The sequence below is a fragment of the Embleya sp. NPDC059213 genome, from assembly GCF_042754445.1.
Taxonomy (GTDB): domain Bacteria; phylum Actinomycetota; class Actinomycetes; order Streptomycetales; family Streptomycetaceae; genus Embleya.
This window is the reverse complement of record NZ_JBHZAV010000223.1, coordinates 1-13861: the sequence shown is the minus strand read 5'-3', so window position 1 is coordinate 13861 and position 13861 is coordinate 1. Positions and strand designations below refer to the sequence as shown.

General features: G+C 71.9%; 14 protein-coding genes. 1 reads left to right on the top strand and 13 read right to left on the bottom strand.

The annotated features are described in order from the left end of the window. From ACFXMF_RS42065 to ACFXMF_RS42030, 8 genes are all read right to left on the bottom strand, one after another. On the bottom strand, positions 1–1126 hold a 1126-nt coding region (locus ACFXMF_RS42065; protein WP_380021116.1), incomplete at its 3' end, for a hydantoinase/oxoprolinase N-terminal domain-containing protein. 85 nt (positions 1127–1211) lie between these two features. Next, on the bottom strand, positions 1212–1517 hold the full coding sequence (gene fdxA / locus ACFXMF_RS42060; protein ID WP_379991452.1) for a ferredoxin: 306 nt from the start codon (positions 1515–1517) through the stop codon (positions 1212–1214). Further along, positions 1514–2578, bottom strand: a complete 1065-nt coding sequence (locus tag ACFXMF_RS42055) for a 2-oxoacid:ferredoxin oxidoreductase subunit beta (RefSeq protein WP_360319825.1) — start codon at positions 2576–2578, stop codon at positions 1514–1516. Before ACFXMF_RS42055 ends, fdxA begins: the two co-directional genes overlap by 4 nt. Beyond that, positions 2571–4439, bottom strand: coding sequence for a 2-oxoacid:acceptor oxidoreductase subunit alpha (locus ACFXMF_RS42050; RefSeq protein ID WP_379991451.1), 1869 nt, complete (start codon positions 4437–4439; stop codon positions 2571–2573). The genes ACFXMF_RS42055 and ACFXMF_RS42050 overlap by 8 nt, the downstream gene beginning before the upstream one ends. 775 nt (positions 4440–5214) lie before the next feature. Further along, positions 5215–5997, bottom strand: a complete 783-nt coding sequence (locus tag ACFXMF_RS42045; protein WP_379991450.1) for a class I fructose-bisphosphate aldolase — start codon at positions 5995–5997, stop codon at positions 5215–5217. Positions 5998–6018: 21 nt separating this feature from the next. Continuing rightward, a complete protein-coding gene (locus tag ACFXMF_RS42040) occupies positions 6019–6447 on the bottom strand; it encodes a nuclear transport factor 2 family protein (protein WP_379991449.1) in 429 nt (142 codons plus the stop codon). Further along, positions 6444–6905 (bottom strand): VOC family protein, encoded by a 462-nt coding sequence (locus ACFXMF_RS42035; RefSeq protein WP_360319817.1) that lies wholly within the window; start codon positions 6903–6905, stop codon positions 6444–6446. Before ACFXMF_RS42035 ends, ACFXMF_RS42040 begins: the two co-directional genes overlap by 4 nt. An 86-nt stretch (positions 6906–6991) precedes the next feature. Then, the gene (locus tag ACFXMF_RS42030; protein WP_360319815.1) at positions 6992–8191 is read right to left on the bottom strand and encodes an aromatic ring-hydroxylating dioxygenase subunit alpha; all 1200 of its coding nucleotides are present in this window, start codon (positions 8189–8191) and stop codon (positions 6992–6994) included. Positions 8192–8377: 186 nt separating this feature from the next. Here ACFXMF_RS42030 and ACFXMF_RS42025 point away from each other — a divergent pair, with 186 nt between their 5' ends. Next, positions 8378–9391, top strand: a complete 1014-nt coding sequence (locus ACFXMF_RS42025; protein WP_379991448.1) for an aldo/keto reductase — start codon at positions 8378–8380, stop codon at positions 9389–9391. 117 nt (positions 9392–9508) lie between these two features. Here the strand turns inward: ACFXMF_RS42025 and ACFXMF_RS42020 are convergent, their stop codons facing one another. The 5 genes from ACFXMF_RS42020 to ACFXMF_RS42000 form a co-directional block, all read right to left on the bottom strand. After that, positions 9509–10507, bottom strand: a complete 999-nt coding sequence (locus ACFXMF_RS42020) for a hypothetical protein (RefSeq protein ID WP_379991447.1) — start codon at positions 10505–10507, stop codon at positions 9509–9511. 152 nt (positions 10508–10659) lie between these two features. Further along, positions 10660–11562, bottom strand: a complete 903-nt coding sequence (locus tag ACFXMF_RS42015) for a helix-turn-helix domain-containing protein (RefSeq protein WP_379991446.1) — start codon at positions 11560–11562, stop codon at positions 10660–10662. 143 nt (positions 11563–11705) lie between these two features. Next, positions 11706–12092, bottom strand: a complete 387-nt coding sequence (locus tag ACFXMF_RS42010) for a VOC family protein (protein ID WP_360319807.1) — start codon at positions 12090–12092, stop codon at positions 11706–11708. A 135-nt stretch (positions 12093–12227) separates the two neighbouring features. Further along, positions 12228–12617 (bottom strand): VOC family protein, encoded by a 390-nt coding sequence (locus ACFXMF_RS42005; protein ID WP_360319805.1) that lies wholly within the window; start codon positions 12615–12617, stop codon positions 12228–12230. Then, the coding region (locus ACFXMF_RS42000; protein ID WP_380021114.1) for an FGGY-family carbohydrate kinase at positions 12602–13861 on the bottom strand (1260 nt) is incomplete at its 5' end. The genes ACFXMF_RS42005 and ACFXMF_RS42000, both read right to left, overlap by 16 nt.

Here is a 13861-nt window from a genome sequence, read left to right as displayed (position 1 = left end):
CAGGCACGGTGCCGCCCCGGGCGTATCCGACCGGACCCGGGTCTGCGCCGGCGGAGTCCGGACCGACCTTGAGCAGGCCCAACTCGTCGACCCGGGCCAGGCTGCCGCCGCCCGCGCCGATCTCGACCAGGTCGACCGAGGGGATCGAGCACGGGTAGCCCGAGCCCTTCTTGAACCGGTAGACCCGGGCCACCTCGAACGCGTTGGTCAACTCCGGCCGATAGTCCTCGATCAGACAGGACTTCGCGGTGGTGCCGCCCATGTCGAAGCAGAACAGCCGCTCCTCGCCCAGGCGTCGGGCGTACCAGACACCGGCCAGGGCGCCGGCGGCCGGACCGGACTCGACCAGCCGAATCGGCACCCGGCGGGCGTCGTCGGCGGAGACCACGCCGCCGTTGGAGAGCATCATCAGCACCGAGGCGCCGAAGCCCTCGGCGGTCAACCAGGACTGGAGTTCGGCCAGGTAGGGGCCGATCACCGGCATCGTGGCCGCGTTGCACGCGGTGGTGACCATGCGCGGATACTCGCGGATCTGCGGCGTCACCTCGTGCGACGCGCACACCGGCACCGAGAGCCGCTTGGCCAGTCCCTCGGCGACCGCGCGCTCGTTGGCCGCGTTCGCGTACGAGTTGAGCAGGCACACCGCGACGGCCTCGACCCGATCGGCGGCCAACCGGGCCGCCAGCGCGTCGAGTTCGGCCTCGCTCGGTGCGGTGCACACCTCGCCGGTCGCGGTGGTGCGCTCGTCGATCTCGAAGACCAGCTCGCGCGGGATGGGCGGGGCCGGGAACTCGATCTGGAGGTCGTACATGTCGTACCGGTGCTCGTTGCGGATCTCCAGCGTGTCGCCGAAGCCCGAGGTGGTCACCAGTGCGGCTCGGCCGGTCTTGCCCTCGATCAGGGCGTTGGTGATCAGCGTGGTCGCGTGCACGATCGGCCGGGTGATGTCGGCCGGCGTGATGCCGGCCTTGGACAGCGCGGAGGTCACGCCCGCCCGAACCCCGCCGAGCGGGGCGGACGGGGTGGTCAACGTCTTCTCGACCACCACGCGGCCGGTGTCGGCATCCAACAGGACCACGTCGGTGAAGGTGCCACCGATGTCTACGGCAAGGCGCCAGTCGGTCACGTCAGCCCTCCTCTTCTTCTCGGTGTGGGAGTGATCTCGCGGTGGTAGGGGACTTCGCGGTGGTGGGGGGACGCGGGCATGGCGTTCACCCGTTCGTGGGCCGGGCCGGCAGCGCGAGCACGGTCGGCGGATCTGGCACCGGCTCGACCTCCTCGCGGCCTGCGGTGGCCTCGGCCGCCGCGTCCAGGTGCCACAACCAGTCGGCGGGCAGGTCGTCCACGTGGTAGATGGCCTCGACCGGGCAGACCGGCTCGCAGGCACCGCAGTCCACGCATTGCTCGGGATGGATGTAGAGCATGCGGTCGCCCTCGAAGATGCAGTCGACCGGGCATTCGGTCACGCAGGTGAGGTCCTTGACGTCCACGCAGTTCGCGCCGATGACGTAGGTCATGCGGGACCACCTCCCACGCGCGGTTGCGGCTCGGGCACCGTCCAGGCGTCGCCGCCGAGCAGGTCGGCGACGCTGCCGGGACCACGCTCGGCGAGCGCCCGCTCGCCCTGCTCGACCACCAGCCGGTCGTACGCGGGCCGCCGCACACTGCGGAACACCCCGATCGGGGTGGGCCCGCCGGCCTCGGGCAACCGGGACAGCGCGAACGCGGGCACCGGATCGCTCGTCTGCGCGTCGTGCGTGACCGCGACGTCGTCCGGGCCACCGGGCCGCAGCCCGCCGCCGGGATCACGCACCACGGTGCGCGCGCCGTCCGGCCCGTAGCGCATCGGCGCGCCGTGTTCGAGCCGCAATACGAAGTCGTCGCGCACACCGGGCGTCTTGAGCTGCTCGAACGCGCCGTCGTTGAAGATGTTGCAGTTCTGGTAGATCTCCACCAGTGCGGTGCCCTCGTGGGCCGCCGCCGCGCGCAGCACCGAGGTCAGGTGCTTGCGGTCGGAGTCGATGGTGCGGGCGACGAAGCCCGCCTCGGCGCCGAGCGCGAGCGAGACCGGGTTGAACGGGTGGTCGAGCGAACCCGCCGGGGTGGACTTGGTGATCTTGCCGGTCTCGGAGGTCGGCGAGTACTGACCCTTGGTCAGGCCGTAGATCCGGTTGTTGAACAGCAGGATCTTCAGGTTGACGTTGCGCCGCAGCGCGTGGATCAGGTGGTTGCCGCCGATCGAGAGCGCGTCGCCGTCACCGGTGACCACCCACACGCTCAGGTCGGGCCGCGAGACGGCGAGTCCGGTGGCGATCGCCGGGGCGCGGCCGTGGATCGAGTGCATCCCGTAGGTGTCGAGGTAGTACGGGAAGCGGCTGGAGCAGCCGATGCCCGAGACGAAGACGATGTTTTCCCGGCGCAGGCCCAGTTCGGGCAGGAAGCCCTGGACGGCGGCCAGGATGGCGTAGTCGCCGCATCCCGGGCACCAGCGCACCTCCTGGTCGCTGCGGAAGTCGCGGGCGGACAGCGGGGGATCCGCCGCCGATCCGGCGATGGTGAGAAGCCGTGACTCAGACATCGGCGGCGACCTTCTCGATCGCGGTGCGCAGCTCGGCCACCTTGAACGGCATGCCGCGCACCTGGGTGAGGGATTCGACGTCGACCAGGTACCGGGCACGCAGCAGTCGCGCGAGCTGGCCCAGATTCATCTCCGGAACCAACACTCGGCGGTAGCGGGCGAGCACCGTGCCCAAGTCGGCGGGGAGCGGGTCGAGGTGGCGCACGTGGGCCCGGGCCACCGAGCCGCCCGCGGCGCGAACCTCGGCGCACGCGGCGGCGATCGGCCCGGCGGTGGAGCCCCACCCGAGCACCAGCACCTCGGCGCTCCCGTCCGGGTCGTCGACGGTCAGCGGCGGCACGTCGCGGGCGATCCCGTCCACCTTGGCCCGCCGGGTGCGCACCATCAGGTCGTGGTTGGCCGCGTCGTAGGAGATCTCGCCGGTGCGGTCGGCCTTCTCCAGGCCGCCCACCCGGTGCTCCAGGCCGGGCGTACCGGGCACCGCCCACGGCCGGGCCAGGGTGTGCGGATCCCGCAGATAGGGCTGGAAGCAGGGCGCGCCGGCCGCGTCGACCGCGTTCGGGCCGGTCGCGAACGCGGGGTCGATCGTGGGAAGTTCGTCGAGCTCCGGGACCCGCCACGGCTCCGAGCCGTTGGCCAGGTAGCCGTCGGACAGCAGTACCACCGGGGTGCGGTAGGTGACCGCGATCCGCACCGCCTCGACCGCCGCGTCGAAGCAGTCGCCGGGGGAGGAGGCGGCCAACACCGGCACCGGCGATTCGCCGTTGCGGCCGTACAACGCCTGCAACAGGTCGGCCTGTTCGGTCTTGGTGGGCAACCCGGTCGAGGGGCCGCCGCGTTGCACGTCCACGATCACCAGCGGCAGTTCGAGCGAGACCGCCAGCCCGATCGTCTCGGCCTTGAGCGCGAGCCCGGGGCCGGACGTGGTGGTCACCCCCAGGGCGCCACCGAACGCCGCGCCCAGTGCCGCGCCGATCCCGGCGATCTCGTCCTCGGCCTGGAACGTGGTCACGCCGAACTGCCGGTGTCGACTCAGCTCGTGCAGGATGTCGGAGGCGGGCGTGATCGGATACGAGCCCAGGAACAGCGGCAGCCCGGCCCGGTCGGCGGCGGCGATCAGCCCGTAGGCGAGCGCCCGGTTGCCGGTGATGGTGCGATGCCTGCCGGGAGTTCGCGGCGCGGCCGGCACCTCGTGGCTGACCGCGAACGACTCGGTGGTCTCGCCGAAGTTCCAACCCGCGGTGAACGCCGCCACGTTGGCGGCGGCCAGGTGCGGACGCGCGGCGAACTTCTCCCGCAGGTAGGCCACGGTGGCCTCGGTGGGGCGGTGGTACAGCCACGACACCAGGCCCAGGGCGAACATGTTCTTCGCCCGCTCGGCATCCTTGCGCGGCAGCTCGAAGGCGCGCAGCGCCTCGACGGTCAGGCCGGTCAGCGGCACGGCGTGCAGCCGGTAGTCGGCCAACGAATCGTCGGTGAGCGGGTCGACGCCCGCCGGGTAGCCCGCCTTGACCAGGTTGCGCGGGGTGAACTCGTCGGCGTCCACGATGATCTGGGCACCGCGCGGCAGCTCGGGCAGGTTCACCCGCAGCGCGGCCGGGTTCATCGCGACCAGCACATCGGCCGCATCGCCGGGAGTGGTGACCCGGTGGTCCGCGAACTGCACCTGGAACGCGGAGACCCCCGGAAGGGTGCCCGCAGGGGCGCGGATCTCGGCCGGAAAGTCGGGAAAGGTGGACACATCGTTGCCGAAAAGCGCGGTCTGCGCGGTGAACCGGTCGCCGGCAAGCTGCATGCCGTCGCCGGAGTCACCGGCGAACCGGATGACCACCCGGGATACGGGGGTGACCTGCTGAGACATGATCGCGACTCCTGATCACAGGCACGGCGAAGCCAACACGCGGCACCCAAAGAAGAAAAACCCACTGGACGAACGAACCTCGACCCACCAAGGGCCCGAACCCGGCCCGCCCTGCATCCGAGACCAACAGACCGAAGCCCGTGCGGCCTCCAGCCGGCCTCGCGCCCCAGGCCCGCCGGCCCGGCGTTCGACGACGACAGGCCAAGGCCCGTGTGGCCTCCAGCCGGCCTCGCGCGCGAGGCCCGCCGGTCCAATTCCAGCCCGTCCGGCGTTCGAGGACAAGCAGGCCGAAGGCCGTTCGGTCCGCGGCCCGACCCGCACCCGAGACCCACCGGTCCAAATCCAACCCGCCCGGCATCCGAGGGCAACAGACCCAAGGCCGCTCGAACTTCATCCGGATTCGCGCCCGGGGCCCGCCGGTCCAATGCCAGCCGGTCCGGCATCCGAGGGCAACAGACCCAAGGCCGTTCGAACTTCATCCGGATTCGCGCCCGGGGTCTGCCGGTCCAATGCCAGCCGGTCCGGCATCCGAGGGCAACAGACCCAAGGCCGTTCGGTCTTGGGCCGGATTCGGGTCCGGGGTCTGCCGGTCCAGTTCCAGCCGGTCCGGCGTTTGAGGACAAACGGGCCGAAGGCCGTGTGGTCTTCAGCCGGCCTCGCGCGCGAGGTCCGCCGGCCCAAATCCAGCCCGTCCGGCGTTTGAGGACAAGCAGGCCGCCAGGCCGCTCCGAACCCAGCCCGTCCGGCGCATGAGGACCAGCGGCCCACCGGCCGATCAGACGGATGCGCCCCCATGGACCGCATCGCGCAACCGCTCCACGAGCAATTGCGGCTTCGCCGATCCCCACACGTTCCGGCCGAAGGCCACCCCCGCACCGCCGGCGTCGACGACGCCCTTGGCCAGCGCGACGACCTCGTCCTCGCTGTCCGACTTGGGGCCGCCCAGCGCCACGACCGGGACCGGACACGCCGCGACCACGTCGGCGAACTCCTCGGGCCGGCCCGGGCACACCGTCTTGACGATGTCCGCGCCCAGTTCGGCGCCGATCCGCGCCGCGCGGGCCACCGTCTCCGTGGTCCACGGCACCGCCTTGCCCCATCCGCCGGGAATCATCTCGGCCATCACCGGCAGGCCGAGCTGTTCGCACTCCGAGGTCAACCGGGCCAGGCGCTGGAGCGACAGGTGCTCGTCGGGCGCGCCGGGGAAGGCCAGCACCACCACACAGTCCGCACCCAACTTCAGCGCCTGCTCGGGCAGATGCATGATGTCGGTGACATCGCCCGGGGCGAAGTCGCCCAACTCCGAGGCACCACCGTCGATTCGCAACACCAGCCCCGAATCGGCGAAGGTATCGGCGTAGGCCCGGGCCAGATGCCAGGTCGCGAGCACCGCGTCCGGCCCGCCGGCGGCGATCTGCGCCATCGGCTCACCCAACGGCGGCCCCTCGCCCATGTAGGCGGCGTGGTCGATCGCGACGAACACGGCGCGGCCGTCCGCACCGAACATCCGGCGCATCCGGCGGAGCTTGCCTGCCCCGGTGGCGGAAAAGGTCTGCACAGTCGTTCCCTTCGATGGTTGTCAGCGTTGGTTTTCGGCGTCGGCCGTCGAAGCCGCCGTCTGCCGCTCGAACTCGGCGCCGTCCCAGTAGTCCACGCGATGCGCGATCAGGTCGCCCACCACACGAAGCCGGAACACCCCACGGATCCGCAACGGTTCGGCGCCCGCCGAACCGCCGCGCAGACGGAACGTCATGGTGTACGCGAGCGCGGCCCGATCACCGTCCACGAGCAGGTCCTCGACGGCGTAGCGCAATTCCCCGAACTCGGCCAGAAATTGCGGCAGTCGCTCGCGATACGCGACCCGTCCGTGCAGACTGCGACCCAGCGCCGAGGTGTGCTCGTTGTGGAAGTCCACACTCACCCGGGCCGCGATCGCCGCCGGATCACCGGAGTTGAGCGCCGCGAGATACGCCTCGGCGGCTCGTCGGGTCCGCGCCGGATCGCTCACGCGTCGGCCCGGTCGCCCCACAGCTCGCGGACCTCCGCGAACACCTGCTGGTTGTGCGAGATCTCCACCACGTTGCCGTCCGGGTCCTTGAGCGCGCAGATGTAGCCCACCGGAGGTGGTACATCCATCGGCTCCCAGTGCAGGCACCCGGCGGCGCGGGCCCGGTCCGCGATGGCGTCGACGTCCGCGCGGGCGGCCACCTCCATGCCCAGGTGCGCGAACGGGGTGAGCTGCGGCTGCGGCTTGCCCTTGTCCTTGTCGAAGGCGACCAGGACCAGCACGAACGGCGTGTGCACCTGGTTGGGGTTGGACAACCAGGCATTGGATCCCGCGGCATCGCTGTGCCGCGAGACCACCACCAGCGGGGTGAACGAGGTGTAGAACTCGACCGCCGCCTCCAGGTCGGACGACGGCAGCGCGATATGGGTCCAGCGGGCCTCGGTCAGCGTCGGTTCCATCGCGGTGGCTCCTCTCACGTTCCGGTGTGTCGGGGTTGGTGTCGAACTGCCACGAGCCCAGGGCGGCGGCAGCGGCGATCGCTCGCTCAGTCGATCGCGCCGGTGAACTCGTCGGCCGCCAGCGGCGTGGCCACGTCCTCGCGGATCAGCCGCATCATGTGCTGTGCGCGGCCCTCCCAGGCACTGGGCGGCCCGACCCGATAGAACGGCGAACGCAGGTTCTCCATCAGCACGGTCACCATGTCCGTGTCCTCCTTGTTGGTCAGCTCCAGGTTGACCAACTCGCGCTCCTGGAGCTCGATGTCGTCGGTCAGCCCGTAGATCCGGGAGAACAGCCGGGTCCGGTCCGGTGCGATCGGGTCGGCGCGCACCATGATCAACTGGGACGCGTAGGGCAGCGGGGTGAGATTGGGGTAGACGAACTCCGCGTAGCTGCCGCGCAGATCCTCCTCGCCCAGGTCGGTACGCCCGAGCGACATGTCGTACGCGTCGCTGTGCGGCTTGTAACCGCTGGTGGTCCGACCCTCGAAGCGCACGATGGTGTCCATCTGCTTGCGCACCTTGTTCAGCCGCCGGTGCACGAACCGCACGTGGTAGTCGTCGTTGGAGTTCTCCACGAACGCCTTCCAGTTGAACGGGTATTCCTCGTCCAACTCGCGGTGATAGCGGTGGTACTCGCCGATCTTGTACGCCTGGTAGCGCGGCAACAGCGGCGCGATCCACTCCTCGAACGTCGGCGCCTTGTGCGACAGGCACGCGAAGACGAGCTTGTCGAAGGCCACATGCACCCGAATGGGCACCAGGCCGTACTGCTGCATCGGGAAGTCCGGACCGTACATCCGGTTCATGTCCGGAATCGACAGCAGCCTGCCGTCGAGACCGTAGGTCCAGGCGTGGTACGGGCACGCGAACGCCTTGCCGCAGTTGCCCGCCGGATCGAAGGCGACGCCCGAGGCCCGGTGCCGGCAGTTGTTCAGGAAACCCTTGATCGAGCCGTCCCGCTGCTTGACCACCAGCACCGACTGGCTGCCGATCCGCCCGGTGATGAAGTCGCCGGGGCGGCGCAGATCCTCCGTGTCGCCCAGCCACACCCACGAGCGGGCGAAGACCCGGATCATCTCCAGATCGAACAGATCCCGGTCCCAGACCTCCCACGGCTGCAACATCTCGCTCGGCAGGGGAGCGACCACGAGCCCGTCGCCCTCTCGCGTCGCCGCGGTCCGGCGAAGTTCCGCCACCCGCTCGTCCAGGGCACGTTCGGCAGCCCCAAGCTGGTCAGTCGGCACAGCTTCCTCCCCGTCACCTGGGATGTTTGCGATACAGCCGAAGGTAGGCGCCGGGAAACGGCCCCGATATGTGCTTCAGGCACGAACAAACGGCCCGTGCGCTGCGCCGGGACCACATCGGTGCACACGCGCGGTCGTGCCAGCCTCGGGGGGAGGACGTGCGTGGATCACCTTTGGAGGGCACCCGTGGAGTACACCCCGCTAGGTCGCACCGGCATCCAGGTCAGCCGGTTGTGCCTGGGCACGATGATGTTCGGCGCGTGGGGCAACCCGGATCACGACGCGTGCGTACGGATGGTGCATCGCGCGCTCGACGCCGGGATCAACCTGGTGGACACCGCCGACGTGTACGCGTTCGGCGAGAGCGAGGCGATCCTGGCCAAGGCACTCAAGGGCCGGCGGGACGACGTGGTGCTGGCGACCAAGTTCGGCGAGGCGATGGACCCCGACGCGCCGCTGCGCCGCGGGGCCTCCCGGCGCTGGATCTTCCGCGCCGTGGAGGACAGCCTGCGCCGCCTGGAGACCGACCACCTCGACCTCTACCAAATGCACCGCCCCGACCCGAACACCGACCCGGACGAGACGCTCGGCGCCCTGAGCGACCTGGTCCGCCAGGGCAAGGTGCGCGCGATCGGTTCCTCCGCGCTGCCCGCGGAGGGCATCGTCGAGGCCCGGTGGATCGCCGAGCGACGCGGCCACGAGCCCTTCGCGGTCGAGCAGTTGGCCTATTCGGCGTTCGCCCGCCACGCGGAGACGGCCGCACTGCCCACATGTGGGCGGTACGGCCTGGGCGTGTTGGTCTTCAGTCCGCTCAACGGCGGCTGGCTGACCGGCAAGTACCGCGCGGGCCAGAGTGTTTCGGCGGACTCGCGGGCGGTGCGCAACGCCGAGCACTTCGACCACGCGGACGCCGCCGTGCGGGCCGCGAAGACCGCGCTGGTCGAGGAATTCGCCGCCATCGCCGAGGACGCGGGCTGCTCGCTGCCGGAACTGGCACTGGCCTTCGCGCTGGCCCATCCCAACGTCACGTCGGCGATCATCGGCCCCCGCACCGAGACCCAACTGGAGTCGCAACTCGGCGCCTGTGCGGTCGAGTTGTCCCCGGAGATCCTCACCCGCCTGGACGCCCTGGTCGCCCCCGGCACCGACGTCAACCCGGCGGATTCGCCCTACCCACGCCCGATCCTGCACCGGGGGTGAGTGCCACCGCGCCGGGGCAGGGGGAATGCCTTCGCCGGCCCGCCGGACTCCTGCTGCGGCCGGTTCGCCGGACTGCTACCGCCGCTCTCCTACCGCCCGATTCCCACCGCCGAACCGCTACCGCCGCCCTCCCATTGCCGTACTCCCGCCGCCACCCAGACGGGCACGCAGCAGATTGGGATCGGTGGCGGTGAAGAAGGCCGCGCTGAGCACATACACCTCGCGCCCGCGCACCGCCACGGACGTGGGGTTCTGCAGCCCGTCACCGGCGTCCAGGACGGTACTCACCGCACCGTCCGAGGTCACCCGCACGACCCGGTTCGGGGCGTTGATCGCGGCGAGCAGCTCGTCGCCGCGCCCGGTGAACGCGATGTCGTCGATGCCGATCAGGCCCGACGCCCTGACCTGGGGTGTTCCGGCCCGGTTGCCGGCGCGGATCGGCATGCGCAGCAGTGTGCCCCGGTCCAGGTTGGTCACCCACAGGGCGCCGTCGTGCACCTTCGCGCCGTCGGCCCCGAGGAAGCCGGAAGCGGCGAGTTCGGGGGCGGTGGACCACGCGGTCGGGGTGCCGCCGGCGACCGGGACGGTCCAGACCGTGCCGAGCACCGAGTCGGCGATGTAGAAGTGGCCGCCGCGCCGATCCAGGGCCAGCCCGTTGGGTACGCCGTCGGCGGGCAACGCGGCGATGCGCTGCGGGGCCCGGCCGGGACGGACGCGCCAGAGCCCGGTCAGGTCGGCGGTGCCGGCCGCGTACAACACGTACACCGTGCCGTCCGCCGTGCGCACGATGCCGGTGGTCATCGGCGCGTCGAGAGCCGGCGGGTGCGCTCCGGCGTCGGCGGGGGCGGGCAGGGTCGCCAGGATGTGCGTCCTGCCGAGTGCGTCGACCCGGGCCACCTGGCGGCTGCGGGCGAACACGACGTACGCCGAGCCGTCGGGCAACAGGTCGATGTTCTCCGCCTGTTGCCCGGCCGCCAGGTCGAAGTGCGCGGCGATCCGGACATCGGTCAGCGGCCCGCCGGTCGCCGGCGCGGCACCGGCCGGGGCGGTCGTGACGAAGGTGGTCGCGGCCAGTGCGACGGCTGCGACGGTGAGCTTGAGCTTGCGCTGGGACATGGTTCCTTCACTGTTTTCGGGCATGCGGCGGCCGAGGTACGGCGCCGTGGTCGGGCACGACATGGGGGATGGCAGGGGAGGGCGGCGGCAGGGCGCGCGGGATCGCCGGCGTACCGGCGCGGCACCGCCGCGGGCGCCGGGGAGCGTACGGTTCAGCCGGTGCGGGCCGGGTCCACGCCCGGACGCGGTGAGGTCGCCTCGCGGGATTCGGTGGCGTGCGCGAGCAGGGCCAGCGCGGTCGCCGACGGGGAGTCGGGCGCGGCCGTGGCCACCACCAGCGCCGGGCCGGTTCCCTGCGGGCTCTGCAACGTCTGCTGGGTGACGGTCAGCGTGCCGACCAGGGGATGGCGCATCTCGTAGTCGGCGACATGGCAGGCGACGATCCGATGGTCCGCCCACATCGCGGCGAACTCCCGGCTGCGCATCGTCAGTTCGCCGATCAACCGGGCCAGCGCGGCGTCTTCGGGATGGCGCCCGGCGGTCAGTCGCAGGTTGCCGACCACGGTTCTGGCCTTGGCCTGCCAGTCGGCGTACAGGTCGCGGGTGTGCGGGTCGAGGAACACCATCGCGGTCAGGTTCGGCCGCCGACCCGGCTCGCTCGGACCGCCCGGGTCGAGATGGCCCGCGAACAGCGCGTGACCCTGCCGATTCCAGGCCAGCACGTCGCCACTGCGACCGATCGCGACGGCGGGCGTGCCGTCCAGGGCGGTCAGCAGGGCGGTGGTGGACGCGGTGACGCGTTCCGGGCGTGGCCGACCGGCGGTGCCGCCGCGACTCGGGGCGGTGGCCAGGAGGTGCAGGTGGGCCCGCTCGGAGTCGTTCAGGCGCAGGGCGTTCGCGATGGCGTCGAGCACCTCCCGCGACGCGTTGCGGGATTCGCCGCGCTCCAGGCGGGCGTAGTAGGGCGCGCTGATGCCCGCGAGCAGCGCCAACTCCTCGCGTCGCAGGCCCGGTACCCGACGCCGCTCACCGTAGGTGCGCAGCCCGACGTCCGCGGGGCGCAGCCGGCCCCGGCGGGCGCGGAGGAAGTCGGCGAGATGCCCGTTCGTGTTCATGCAGTCGAGTATGCGAACCATCGGCGCCGGGCGCCGCACCCTGCCGGGGTACGGATCCGCGCGGCGCCGATACGCCCGTACCCGCGATCCGGTGCGGATCGCGGGTACGGGTGCGCACGGCCGCCTCGGTGCGAGGCGCTACCTCACTTCTCCCACATCACGATCTGGTTGCCCCACGGGTCCAGGAACGAGGCGTGTTGTCCGCCGAACTCCTCCCAGAAGCACTGCTCCCACAGCGCGGTCGCACCCAGCAGCACGGCCTTGTTCAGGTATTCGCTGGGTGCCGCGTCGACCAGGATGTACACCCGGGCGTGCAGTCCCGCGCGGGTCTGCTGGGGCAGCGGCGCCGGGTCGGGCACCTGGGCGACCTCGTCGTACAGGCCCAGGTGCAGCCCCTCGCCCGGCACGATCTGGTGGAAGACGCCCTGCGGGCGTGGGTTGATGGTCCAGCCGAACAGTTCGCGGTAGAACTCGGTGGTCGCGTCGATGTCGGGCGTGGGCATGTCGACGAAGACCAGGGTGTTGGTCATGCGGGGTCCTTTCCGGGGGGAACTCGGGTGCACCGAACGGGATCCGACGCGGCGTCGGACTCGGGGACGGGCGGGACGGGCGGGAGGGACGGGACGGACGGAACCGACAGGCGTCGGACTCGGGGACCGCCGGGGTCAGACCTGGTGGGCGTGGCCGTGGGTGAAGTACGTGCCCTTGTCGCGCCACAGCACGACCTCGTTGCCCCACGGGTCGCGGAACGCCGCGTAGCGGGCCTCGAACTCGGCCCACGGCTTCTCCTCCCACAACACGCTCGCGCCGGCGGCGACCGCCTTGTCGAGGTAGACGGGCGGCTCGTCGACCATCACGTAGATGCGCGGCACCGGACCCACCGCCGGGCTTGCCTCGCGGCGGATCCCGAGGTTGGGCTTGACGCCCGGGAGCACCTCGCTGAACTCGCCGGCGGGTCGCCGCTTGAAGTCCCAGTCGAACAGCGCCGCGTAGAAGGCCGAGGTGGCCTCCACGTCGGGGGTCGGCAGGTCCATGAAGATCACCGGATTGGGCACGTCGGCTCCTCGGAGCGAATCGGTTCGGATCGGATGGGTTCGGCGCACACCGGTTCGGCAGGCGTCGCCGCGGCGGGCGTCGCTTCGGCGCGGGCGGCAACGCCGGCCCCCGCGGGTACGGACACCCGCGCCTGTGCGGCGTCGCCGAGTTCGAGGAAGCGGCGCAGGCCGGTCGCGTACTCGGGGTGCGGTTCGGGCTCGAACACGGTCATCGCCGGGCGCGGCCAGTCGCCGGCCCGCCCGGCGCCGGGCACGGGCCACCAGCCCGCCCCGGCCCCGGCGGCGAGCGCCGCGCCGTAGGCGGCCAGGTCGGTCTCCGCGGGCACCTCGACCGGCACGCCGAGCACGGCGGCCTTGATCGAGCACCACAGCGGGCTGCGCGCGGGCGATCCGGCGCAGACCAGGGTGGTCGGGCGGGCGCCGCGCGCGCTCAGTTCCAGGGCGATGTGCGCGAGCCCGTACGCGGCGCCTTCAAGGACCGCGCGGGCCAGTTCGCCGGGCCCGGCGCCCGCGCTCAGGCCGAAGACCTCGCCGCGCAACTCCCGGTTCCAGCGCGGTGCGCGCTCGCCCTCCAGATACGGCAACACCATTACGCCGCGGGCGCCCGGCGGCACGTGCGCGGCCAACCCGAGCAGGTCGCGCACGTCGCGCCCGGTGAGATCGCGCAGCCACTCCAGGATCAGCCCGTGCGCGGCCACCGGGCCGCCGACTATGTCGATCCCGGGCACCGCCGAGGGCAGCGCGTACGCGTCGGCGGCCGGCGAGCCCGCGGCCACCGCGACGGCGAGCCCACCGGTGCGCCCGCCGGGATCCATCGCCCGGCCGGGCCGGTCCAGGCCACCCGCCCAGAACGCCAGATACGCGTCCTGCGCGCCGGCCACCAGCGGCGTGCCCGCCGCGATGTCGTGCCCGGTGCCGACCGTGCCCAGCACCGACCCGGTCGGCACGATCGGCCCGTACCCGGTCAGCGGCGGATCCCCCGGCCAGCGGGCCTGCGCCCGCTCCGCGCCGAACCGCGCGGCCAGCCAGTCGTAGAGCTGCCACGCCCGCACGTCACTGCCGTGCTCGGCGCGCAACGCGGCGTGCTGCGCGTGGTGTTGCTCGACCGGCGAGCCGGTCGCGCCCGCCGGATGCCGGCAGGTCAGCGCCGACGCGGTGCCCGGTCGGGGCACCGCGTCGGGCACCCTGGTGGGGCTGTGCCCGCCCCGGCACAGTGCGGGGGGACGGGGCGCCCCGGGGACCAG

Excerpts from the sequence above, each read along its gene's own strand:
- ACFXMF_RS42020 (WP_379991447.1), bottom strand. The coding sequence starts at position 10,507 with ATGTCCCAGCGCAAGCTCAAGCTCACCGTCGCAGCCGTCGCACTGGCC.
- ACFXMF_RS42055 (WP_360319825.1), bottom strand. The coding sequence starts at position 2,578 with ATGTCTGAGTCACGGCTTCTCACCATCGCCGGATCGGCGGCGGATCCC.
- ACFXMF_RS42010 (WP_360319807.1), bottom strand. The coding sequence starts at position 12,092 with ATGACCAACACCCTGGTCTTCGTCGACATGCCCACGCCCGACATCGAC.
- ACFXMF_RS42015 (WP_379991446.1), bottom strand. The coding sequence starts at position 11,562 with ATGAACACGAACGGGCATCTCGCCGACTTCCTCCGCGCCCGCCGGGGC.
- ACFXMF_RS42035 (WP_360319817.1), bottom strand. The coding sequence starts at position 6,905 with ATGGAACCGACGCTGACCGAGGCCCGCTGGACCCATATCGCGCTGCCG.
- fdxA (WP_379991452.1), bottom strand. The coding sequence starts at position 1,517 with ATGACCTACGTCATCGGCGCGAACTGCGTGGACGTCAAGGACCTCACC.
- ACFXMF_RS42050 (WP_379991451.1), bottom strand. The coding sequence starts at position 4,439 with ATGTCTCAGCAGGTCACCCCCGTATCCCGGGTGGTCATCCGGTTCGCC.